This window comes from Sinorhizobium fredii USDA 205, from assembly GCF_001461695.1.
Lineage (GTDB): Bacteria > Pseudomonadota > Alphaproteobacteria > Rhizobiales > Rhizobiaceae > Sinorhizobium > Sinorhizobium fredii.
Genome location: NZ_AUTC01000181.1, coordinates 1 through 9,721 on the forward strand (window position 1 = coordinate 1; position 9,721 = coordinate 9,721).

The window sequence follows — 9,721 nt, forward strand, 5'->3', positions numbered from 1 at the left end:
TCCCTCGGCTTGAGCGGAGTCGAACTCCAGGCCATGCCATCGATCGGACGCAAAACCTTTCTCGTGGGATACAAATCAGGCTGGAGCGGCTATCGTTGCCTGCGTGTCTTGCTGCGGCCACCGCTGCAGTGCCTGCCGCCCAGCGGCTGTCAAGCCGTAGACGCCTCTGTCAAGCCGTTCGAACCAGCCATAGACATTCGAAAGCAAAATCTTCCCGGCATCCGGTATGCTGGATTTGATTTCACGCACGCGCAGCGGTCCTGATACCAGCGCTGCCGCACAGACGAGCGCCTGCTTCTGCGGACGTCTCGCCCTTAGGCCGCGCATGTCGCCGACAAACAAGCTGAACATGCTGGGGGCAGAGCAAGTCGCCGATCGACGAGCTCGACGGCGAGCCTTGCGCGAACCGCAAGACGATCAACCGGCGCAAGGACCGGGTTCTCACCTGTGTGCCGAACGTCCTCTGGAACATCGCCAATATCGAGCGGGTCGTCGACGACGTCAAGCAGCGGTTACGCGCCCGGCAGGCACAGTCGGTCGTCACGGTGCCGAAGATCAAGACGCAGATCGAAGCGCGCCGGCAGCAGCAGAAGGCGGTATTGACGCAGATCACCGAGCGCATGGTCGTCGGCAAACCCGCTCTTTCAACGCTCGATGAGTGGTCGACGAGCTCGAGACCGCCAGGAGCGTCGAGCCGAGAGAAATTGACGAGGAGGTGATGCCGGCGATCGTCGAGCGGGTCACCACCGCCAAGCTCTATTACTTGCGCGAGCACGCCGACGCGGCAACGAAACAGCCGTTCATCGAGATCCTCCGCAGCCTGATCCAGTGTGTCGCGATCGGCCCCTCCCCCGACGGCAAGGGTGCGGAACTGACGGTCCATGGCCGGATCGTCGGCATCCTCGCGACGATGGACGCGGTGAAGGCGATGGAGGCGATGGAGGCGGAGCATCGGACGCTGGGGGAATACGAATACCCCGACTTCGCCCACCGAGGCCTGTTCGACACGCAGCACAAACGCGACGAGTTCCTGCGGCGTTGCGCTGAGGAACTCGCGGAGAAGCGACTTGAATGAAGAGAGTTACAAGTTTGTTGGTTGCGGGGGCGCGCAACCACCGATACCGACATATAATCAAAATAGCGATTTGACGATGCGCGCGGCGCTTTCGAACGGCTGATCCGCGCGCGCAAGGACAATTCGGGAGGCATCGAAGCCAAAACATCCTCGTCCCTCCTTCGCAATAGACGACGCGATCCGGATGGAGCCCGGCCCGCGACAAGGCCGGCGCGAACAAATCGGGCCGCATCAGACACCAGAGGAGGACCTTTCCCTTGGAGCGCGCCGCAAACCGATCGCTGAGCATCGCGAAGATCGCCGTGGCGATCCACATCAAACCCGACGGCTCCGTAGAATTCCTGCAGACGAGTTCCGTGATTACGCGCATGGTGGAAGACGTCGATCCGGTTTACATCTGATCAATCTTGACGTGGAAGCTGTTCTGCTTGCATCCGCCAAGGATTGATTTCCACTTCGTGATTATCTACCTTCGCTGGTAGTAGTCGGGCGGCTCAGGCGACAAATGAACAAGTAGAGCAGTACAACCTGCCCACCAAGAAGCTCCAAGCGGTATTCAAGCCGCGCCGCCAGCTTATTTCCGTTGGAAACATTGTCAGCGCGCCGATCGGCGTGGCTGCTGTTGCCGCCTACACAAAATCCGGTACCCATGCTACTTTTAGCAACCTCGAAGGGCCAACCTTGCGCGGGTTGTTTGCATCGGTAGCGCTGATTTTCACGGCGACTGTGGCCGCCGCGGGGAACCCCTTGTTCGATGCCGTAGCAGCTGGAGACGCAGCCGCCGCCGAGCAGGCTCTGGCCTCGGGTGACGTTGTCGACAGCCGGGCACGCGACGGGGCAACTCCTCTCATGAATGCCGCCCTCGCAGACCAGCTGACCATGGCCGAATTGCTGATCGGCAAGGGAGCCGACATCATGGCGCGCAACTCAGGCGGTTTTACCCCGCTTCATGCCGCGGCCTATTCCGGCAGCTTGCCCGTTTCCAAGCTGCTGCTCGACCACGGCGCGAAGCTCGACGATGCGGCCAATAAGGCAGGCGTGACACCGCTGATGGTGGCCGGTGAAGAAAATCACGTCGCCCTCGCCGCGTTTCTGCTCGCCAAGGGAGCCGATGCCGGTCATGCGGAAGTTCACGGCTACACGCCGATCACGCGGGCTTTCTGGAAGGACAACGCCGACATCGTTCGGCTGTTTAAGCGGCATGGCGCGACCTGTCCTTCGGCTAGCATCCTGGGCGACGAGGATTACGTGAGGTGTATGGGAATCCACGACTGAGCGGGAGGAAAAGATGGATGCAGTGAGCAAAAACGCTTCCACGCGGGGTCTTCGCGGCTCTGTGGCGATGTTCGTCCTGGCGATCGCGGCCAACGTTGGTGGAACATGGGCTCTCGCCGACGACTCCGTGAACACTGGCTATTTCGGCGGCGTGGCAATCATGGGATACGACACGGTCGCCTACTTCACCGAAGGCAGGGCGACGAAGGGCTCCGAGAAATTCTCCTACGAATGGCTGGGGACGCCCTGGCATTTCGCGAATGCCAAACACCGCGAAATGTTCATCAGCGATCCGCTCAAATATGCGCCTCAGTATGGCGGCTACTGTGCTGGCGAGGTGACGAACGGGTCGGCCACGGTCAACATCGATCCGGAAGCCTTCAAAATCATCGATGGCAAGCTTTACCTGATCTACGACAAGGGATCGGCGGAATGGTTCGCCGCCAATGCCGCCGAAACGGTCCCTAAAGCCGATGGCAACTGGCCAAAGGTCGCAGCCGACCTCCAACGGGATCAGTCTCACTGAACCGATTGCCACCCGCTTCTATTTGACGGGAGAGAAATAGAAGACCTTCCTCGAGTTCACGTAAGCAAAGGCGGCTTCACCGGGCGAACTTTTGCGTTTGTACACCGGGCCGCAATCGGCCCGACCAAAGAAAATTTCCTCACTCTGCTCGCAGAGCGTATCTCCCCTGATGAAAACCGTTTCGATCGTCATCTGCGTCGCCGATCGGTACACCGCCTTGCCATCGCGACCGATCTGCATGAGCGCCGGGCTTCCGGAGGGTTTCGTCTTGCCCTTGAGCAGTTTGCCCATAACCGTGCTTGCGATGTCGCCACCATTCAGCCGATCATGCTCGTCGCCTCGGAAGCCGAACGGCCATTCCGGCATGCCGGCGTCGCGCAAGGCAGCGAGGATAGACGTCAAGTCCTGTTCGTTGCGAAAATGAGAGAAGCTCAGCCGCCAGCCCGCCAGGGATTCACGTCCGCCAAGCAGGCGCACTCCTTCGGCGACTGCCGTGCGGGCGTCGTCAAGGCGGCCGACACGGACGTACGCCATGGCGAGAGGGGTGACGAAATATCCGTTCCCCGGCGAACCATCGCGGGCGCGCTCGAAATTCTCGATGGCCGTCGCGTAGTCGCGCTGCAGAAAGGAAATCAGGCCAGCGGTGAACCGGTCGATGGCCGATGGGTTCGGATCATACTTGAGCGCCATCTCGACGGCCGCGGCGGCCTCGGCATGATTGCCAGAGAACAATTGAACGTATGCGGCCGTCATTTGCCCTTCGGCATCGGCGGGTCGAAGCGACGCCGCCTGCCGCGCCGAGGCGATGGCCTCCTCGTAGCGGCGCTCCACGACCTGAATGACCGCAAGAACCGCATACGGCGATGACAGATCGGGATCGAGCGCCAGGGCGCGGCTCGCCTTGTCGTATGCCCTTTTGCGCGCCAGCGCGCTCGGGAGAACGTTGTCGAAGGTGCTTCGCCAAACGTAGGTGGTGGCGCGGGCGTCGGCCGCGAACGCCTCTGCGAAACGGGGGTCGAGCGTCTCCGCCTTTTCAAAGAGCGCCAGTGCCTCCAGCATGCGGGAAGGCCGGCCGGTCCGCGCCGCTTGCTCGGCCCGCAGATAGTAATCGTATGCTTCGAGGTTCGCGGTCGGCGGACGCGAAATCCGCACGGTCTCGGACTGGGTAAGCTCGACGCCGAGCGCGTCGGCGATCTGCCGGCTCATCTCGTCTTGAATGGCAAACACATCCGCAGCGCCGCGGTCAAATCGGTTGGCCCACAGATGGTCGCCGCTTGTGGCATCGATCAGTTGCGCATTGACGCGGATGTGATCGCCGGTCCGCTGCACGCTGCCTTCGACGACAAAGCCCACACCGAGATCGCGTTCGATGTCGGCCAAGACGAGGGGCTTGCCCTTGTAGGTGAACACCGAGTTTCGGGCGATAACCTCGAGGTCCGAAAGCCGGGCGAGATCGGTGATCAGGTTGTCGGTAATACCGTCGCTGAAATAGTCCTGGGCCGGGTCGCCGCTCAAATTGGCGAACGGGAGCACCGCGATCGAGGGACGCTGCGGCGCAAGCGGCCGTTGCCATGCAAAGACAATCGCGGTGATCGCGATCAGCAGCGCTGCGAGGCTCGCCACGATGATGATAGCCCGACGGCTCTGCGTGCGGGCGGCCGTGACGACCTTCCCCGCTTTGGAGTCGTCGAGCAGAACGCGATAGACGCGAACCGGGTCGGCTATGTTCTTCAGGTGCTGCTCACCGAGAGCCGAGAAGCCGACATCGGCCTTATGCACGACTTGATCGAATGCGGTGCCGGATATGCAAATGCCGCCGGGCTGGGCAATACCCTGCAGGCGCGCGGCTATGTTGACGCCGTCGCCGTAGATGTCATCGCCTTCGACAATGATGTCGCCGAGATTGATGCCGATACGGAACTGAATTCGCTGTGCCGCGGTGACGCCTTGGCCCTGGCTGGCCATTTTCCGCTGGATCACGGCGGCACACTGGACCGCGTCCACAACGCTCGCGAACTCAACGAGCGCACCATCGCCCATGAGCTTGATGATACGGCCATGGAATGCATCTATGGCGGGATCGATCAACTTCCGGCGGCAGGCCTTCAGCCGCTCCAGAGTGCCAACCTCATCCTCTCCCATGAGGCGGCTATAGCCGACCACATCGGCAGAGAGTATCGCGGTGAGCCGCCTCTCCATGTCTTTGCTCACTCTCTCGATGTTAGCGACCGCCGCCGTGTATCCTACCACGTCGAGGGGCCGCAGGCACCGCAACCCATACACGCCACCGCACGTCCTGAATGTACTTGGCGAAAAGTCACGCATTCGAAGGGTGATCGCTTGCGCACGGGTCACGCCTGCCGCGAACGAGACCTTGTTTTAGAAATGACTGGTATTGCGGTAGAGTACTGACCGAATGTCCTCGTCCATTCGGAAGGGCAAATGGAGCGCAGGCTTGCCGCCGTCATGATTGCCGACGTTGCCGGCTATGGCCTGCTCAGCCAAGCCGACGAGGAAGGCACGCGTACGCGCTTTCAGGCCGATCTGCACGAGCTGTTCGAACAAAGGATTGGCGCGCACGGTGGTCGTTTGGTCAAGACCATGGGCGACGGGCTTCTGGTCGAGTTCCACAGTGTCGTCGAGGCGGTCCGCTGTGCGGTGGAGGTGCAGCGCGCGAAGTCCGAGAACCGCGGTATCGATGGACACCGGCTGGAGTTCCGGATCGGCATCAATCTCGGCGACGTGATCGTCGAGGGCGACGACATCCAGGGCGATGGGGTTATCATCGCCGAGCGCCTCCAGAGCCTGGCCGAACCCGGTGGGATAGTGATCTCGGGTACGGCTTACGATCATGTGGGACATCACCTCGACGTCGGCTTTGACTTTCTCGGCGAACAACGCCTGAAGCATATCGAAAAGCCGGTGCGGACCTACCGTCTCTTACTGGGTGAAGCTCACACCAAGAGCGCAACCGTCGTGGGACGTCGCACAAGACGATGGACAGCGCTCGCGGCATCTGCTGTCGTGCTCGGCGTCGCTGCCGGTGTGACTTGGTGGCGGCCGTGGGAGCGGGCCGTGGAATCAGCCTCGATCCAGCGCCCGGACTTGACCCCGCCGGATAAACCGTCGATCGCAGTGCTTCCGTTCGCCAACGTGAGCGACGATCCCAAGCAGGAATATTTCGCCGACGGCATGACCGACGGCCTTGTCACCGAACTGGCCCAGATATCCGATTTGTTCGTCATCGCGCGCAACTCGACGTTCACCTACAAGGGCAAGGCGGTTGCGCCCAGGCAGGTCTCCGAGGAGCTCGGTGTCAGATATGTCCTCGAAGGCAGCGTGCAACGCGCCGGAGAGGAAGTCCGCATCAATGCCCAGCTCATCGACTCGCTCAGCGGAGGACATGTCTGGGCCGGAAAGTTCGACGGCACGCTCGCCGATGCCTTTGCCCTGCAAGACGAAGTGGCGCGCGGTATTGCCGATGCCCTGGCACTTCGGTTGACGCCGGACGAGCAGACGGGCTTTGGCCGCAAGGAAACGACGGTCCCAGCTGCGTTCGATGCATTCTTGCGCGGCTGGGAGCATCACCGACGCACGACGCCCGAAGATTTCGCCAAGGCGGTACCCTATTTCGAGCAGGCGATCGCGCTCGATCCGGAGTACGGACGCGCCTATGCCGCGGCGGCCATGGTCTACGCACGCATTTACGTATGGCGTTGGCATTACCGTCTGGGCATCTCCAGGTTCGAAGCCAGAACCAAGGCGACGCGGTACCTCCGGACCGCGCAGAAGCACAAGACGGCGCTGGCGCATCAGGTCGCCGGACTCCTGTCCGAAGCCGACTGGCAGCACGCCGCGGCGCTCGCCGAACTCAAGGAAGCCATCACGCTCGAACCCGGCGACTCCTGGAGCTACGCGCTGATGGCGTTTGTCCTCACCTCCGCCGGGCGGCCGGTGGAAGCCATGCCGCATATCCGTACCGCGATCCGGCTCGACCCGCACTCCCCCTCGTTCTTCATGTATGTCCTTGGATTGACGGAGTTCAGTCTGGATAATTTCGAGGCGGCAGCGGCGGCAGCCGAGAGCAGCACTAGGCTCAATCCCGAGGATGATGGGTCCTTCCTTCTGCTTGCCTCGGCCTCCGGACAGCTCGGTCGCCGACAGCAAGCCGAGGCCGCGATCGCCCGCTTCAACGCGCTGCGGGTCGGGCGTGGTGGAACTGTTGCCACTATCTCGACCTGCCCGCCTCTGGACCTCGCGAGACCGGAGGACAGCGATCGGCTCTATCAGGGACTGCGCCTTGCCGGGGTCCCCGAGACTCTGCTGAGCAGCGACTTCAGCGGTAGGAACAAACTGACCGGCTACGAGGTCCGTATGCTGTTCTTTGGGCACCGGCTGCGCGGACGCATGCTGGACTTAGGCGATGGGCACGAGGCGATCATTTCAACTGAGGGCATAGCCAACCTATCGGGAGACTGGGCCTCCATTGGCGGTGGCCGCATGGCCGACGCCGAGGTCCGATTCGAGGGGGACGAGGTTTGCTTCATGTGGCGCAAAACCGCAAGCCTATGCGGTGTAGTGCTAAGAAACCCCGGAGGCGTAAGCGCCAAGGAGAACGAGTTCATATGGCTCCATGGCGACAGGGCCTTCACGTTCTCGCAGGTGCAGTGAGGTCAGATGGATCGGCGCTCATTGTCTGCCAACGCGACTATTCAGGAGAAAGGGCTAGTCCGCCTCTCCGCGCCGAAAACAGGGCGATCCGGTCAGATGCCTGGGAGGAGGGAAACTTATGACGGGGATTCACGATGCCGTTGTCATAGGCGCAGGCTCGGCTGGGCTTGGGGTCAGCTATTTCCTCAAACAGCAAGGCCGCGGACATCAGGTGCTTGAACGAAGCCGCATCGGGGAGACATGGCGGACGCAACGTTGGGACTCGTTCCGCCTGAATTCGCCGAATATCCGCTCGACGCTGCCCGGCGACAATTTTGACGGGCCAGACCCCTTGGGGCCAGCACGCAGCACCAATTCGTCGCCTATCTCGAGAGCTACGCCGAGCGGCATCGGCTGCCGGTGAGAGTCGACGTTCCGGTAGAGGAACTGACGAGAGACGACGGCCTCTTTCTCGTGGGGACGCCGCGCGGTGTACTTCGGGCCCGCAACGTCGTGTTAGCGAGCGGCAGTCTGAACTGTCCGAAGCGACCGCCTGCGTCGGCGGACCTGCCGGCAACGCTTCGCCAGCTCGATTCCTCCGCCTATCGCAATGCCGCCGAACTGGAGCAAGGTGCGGTTCTTGTGGTCGGCAGCGGTCAATCGGGCGGCCAGATTGCCGCGGACCTGGCACTCGCGGGACGCCCGGTCTTTCTGGCGACGAGCCGAGCCGGCCGCCTGGTCCGCCATTATCGCGGCAGCGACATCTTCAATTGGATGACCCTGTCCGGCTATCTCGACGTGCCGCGAAGGGAAATCGTTCTGCCTTCCGGGAAGCTGCCGCCGCGAGGCTTGCTCGGTGCCACCCACACTATCAGCCTGCAATCGCTGAGCGCCCAGGGCGTTGTGTTGCTCGGTCGCTTCATGGGTATCGAGAATGACAGCCTGATATTCGGCGACAATCTGGATGAACACATGCGTTTTGCCGACGAGAGCTCAGCCGACGTCAAGCGCTTTATTGACGATTACATCCGGCGCGCCAGGCTGAACGCGCCGCCAGCCGAGGATGACCCCGCCGAGATGATCGCCCCACGCCTGCCCAGTCCACCGATCCACTCAATCGAGTTGGCGACGAGCGGCATAAGGTCGGTGATCTGGTGCACCGCCTTCAGAGGCGATTTCCCATACTGAGTGGCGTCTTCTACATGCTCGACGACGCGTTCCGCAGGCGAATACATTCAGAGCGGCAGCTATCAGGGCACGGTCGAATCCTTCAGTCTTCGCTCCGTCCGCCTCAGACACCATCGCGGGCCGATCTACACCGTCCCTTTCGGCGAACTGGGAGCGGTGCAGAACATGAGCCGGGATTGGGTGATGGAGAGCACTCGGGGTTGATTACAGCGACGACGGCTTCCTGTTCGATGCCGTGCAGCAAGGGCCGATCCTCGGACTCGCGGTTAAGTTCTAGCCCGGCGACCAAGCACGCTCCGCGGTCTAAGGAAGCCTGAGAGTTGGTAGCCAAACTTCGTTGGCCTTCCATCGACGTCTCTCTGGCTGTTCGACGCCTGCGCTTAACGCTCCCCGTCTGTTCGAGAGCGTGGTTGTCCTAATCCTTTCAGGCTAGCCCGATTAGGTAACTGGACCGAAGATCAGCCGCTTGTCACTTATGGTTGTGTATTCTCGCGGTAGCATACTTAATCACCAAATCTATCTAAGCAGCGATTTAGAACAGAGCCCGCCGGAGATAAGTGCGGGTTCTGTTTGCTGCCGAGCGACTGCCTCGAACGAAACGCCTTTATTCTTCCCAACACTTAACTGCGATAATTCTCAGGAGCTCAAAAAATGGCAAGCACCAAACGGTCCTATGATGAGTCACTTTTGCGGCAGGCCTTCGATGTGGCGCGGCGTTCGCGCGAAGGCGGGGATCACCCATTCGGATCAATTCTCGCCGACCATGGTGGCAATGTTTTACTGGAACAGTGCAATGGCTACAGTTCGGAAGGTGGCGACCGCACGGCCCACGCGGAGCGGCTTCTCGCCACGCGCGCCGGCAAAGCCTATGATTTGGATTTTCTTGCCGGGTGCACGATGTACACATCCGCGGAGCCGTGCGCCATGTGCTCCGGCGCGATCTATTGGGCAGGCATAGGGCGCGTCGTGTTTGGCCTGTCCGAGAGAGAGATGAAACAACTGACGGG

At 61.5% G+C, this 9,721-nt stretch carries 9 protein-coding genes and 3 pseudogenes; 9 read left to right on the forward strand and 3 right to left on the reverse strand.

Annotated elements, in window-relative coordinates:
- Positions 1 to 75: 75 nt before the first annotated feature.
- A pseudogene (locus N181_RS26150) lies at positions 76 to 300 on the reverse strand (DUF2161 family putative PD-(D/E)XK-type phosphodiesterase); the annotation flags it as partial.
- Positions 301 to 449: 149 nt separating this feature from the next.
- Here N181_RS26150 and N181_RS26155 point away from each other — a divergent pair.
- Positions 450 to 719 carry a hypothetical protein gene (locus tag N181_RS26155; protein ID WP_037437393.1) on the forward strand — a complete coding sequence of 90 codons (270 nt, stop codon included), beginning with the start codon at positions 450 to 452 and terminating at the stop codon, positions 717 to 719.
- Positions 719 to 1,075 carry a hypothetical protein gene (locus N181_RS33835; RefSeq protein WP_037436831.1) on the forward strand — a complete coding sequence of 119 codons (357 nt, stop codon included), beginning with the start codon at positions 719 to 721 and terminating at the stop codon, positions 1,073 to 1,075. Before N181_RS26155 ends, N181_RS33835 begins: the two co-directional genes overlap by 1 nt.
- 160 nt (positions 1,076 to 1,235) lie before the next feature.
- Here the strand turns inward: N181_RS33835 and N181_RS35070 are convergent.
- Positions 1,236 to 1,349: pseudogene (locus N181_RS35070) on the reverse strand (damage-inducible mutagenesis protein); the annotation flags it as partial.
- On the opposite strand from N181_RS35070, the gene N181_RS33840 reads away from it, so the two are divergent.
- The 3 genes from N181_RS33840 (at position 1,333) to N181_RS26170 (ending at position 2,876) form a co-directional block, all read left to right on the forward strand.
- Positions 1,333 to 1,476 carry a hypothetical protein gene (locus N181_RS33840; RefSeq protein ID WP_162129914.1) on the forward strand — a complete coding sequence of 48 codons (144 nt, stop codon included), beginning with the start codon at positions 1,333 to 1,335 and terminating at the stop codon, positions 1,474 to 1,476. The pseudogene N181_RS35070 and the gene N181_RS33840 sit on opposite strands and share 17 nt — an antisense overlap.
- A gap of 280 nt (positions 1,477 to 1,756) precedes the next feature.
- Positions 1,757 to 2,350, forward strand: coding sequence for an ankyrin repeat domain-containing protein (locus tag N181_RS26165; RefSeq protein ID WP_037436834.1), 594 nt, complete (start codon positions 1,757 to 1,759; stop codon positions 2,348 to 2,350).
- Positions 2,351 to 2,363: 13 nt separating this feature from the next.
- Positions 2,364 to 2,876: a YHS domain-containing (seleno)protein gene (locus N181_RS26170; protein WP_080579333.1), complete on the forward strand. Its 513-nt coding sequence runs from the start codon at positions 2,364 to 2,366 to the stop codon at positions 2,874 to 2,876.
- Between the two features lie 18 nt (positions 2,877 to 2,894).
- Here the strand turns inward: N181_RS26170 and N181_RS26175 are convergent, their stop codons facing one another.
- Positions 2,895 to 5,075: an adenylate/guanylate cyclase domain-containing protein gene (locus tag N181_RS26175; RefSeq protein ID WP_037436837.1), complete on the reverse strand. Its 2,181-nt coding sequence runs from the start codon at positions 5,073 to 5,075 to the stop codon at positions 2,895 to 2,897.
- 243 nt (positions 5,076 to 5,318) lie between these two features.
- Here N181_RS26175 and N181_RS26180 point away from each other — a divergent pair, with 243 nt between their 5' ends.
- From N181_RS26180 to N181_RS26190, 4 genes and pseudogenes are all read left to right on the forward strand, one after another.
- Positions 5,319 to 7,547 (forward strand): adenylate/guanylate cyclase domain-containing protein, encoded by a 2,229-nt coding sequence (locus N181_RS26180; protein WP_037436840.1) that lies wholly within the window; start codon positions 5,319 to 5,321, stop codon positions 7,545 to 7,547.
- 399 nt (positions 7,548 to 7,946) lie between these two features.
- On the forward strand, positions 7,947 to 8,714 hold the full coding sequence (locus N181_RS26185) for an NAD(P)-binding domain-containing protein (protein WP_307726170.1): 768 nt from the start codon (positions 7,947 to 7,949) through the stop codon (positions 8,712 to 8,714).
- Positions 8,708 to 8,903 (forward strand): annotated as a pseudogene (locus N181_RS32440) (mechanosensitive ion channel domain-containing protein); the annotation flags it as partial. The gene N181_RS26185 and the pseudogene N181_RS32440, both read left to right, overlap by 7 nt.
- 462 nt (positions 8,904 to 9,365) lie before the next feature.
- The coding region (locus N181_RS26190) for a nucleoside deaminase (protein ID WP_060563997.1) at positions 9,366 to 9,721 on the forward strand (356 nt) is incomplete at its 3' end.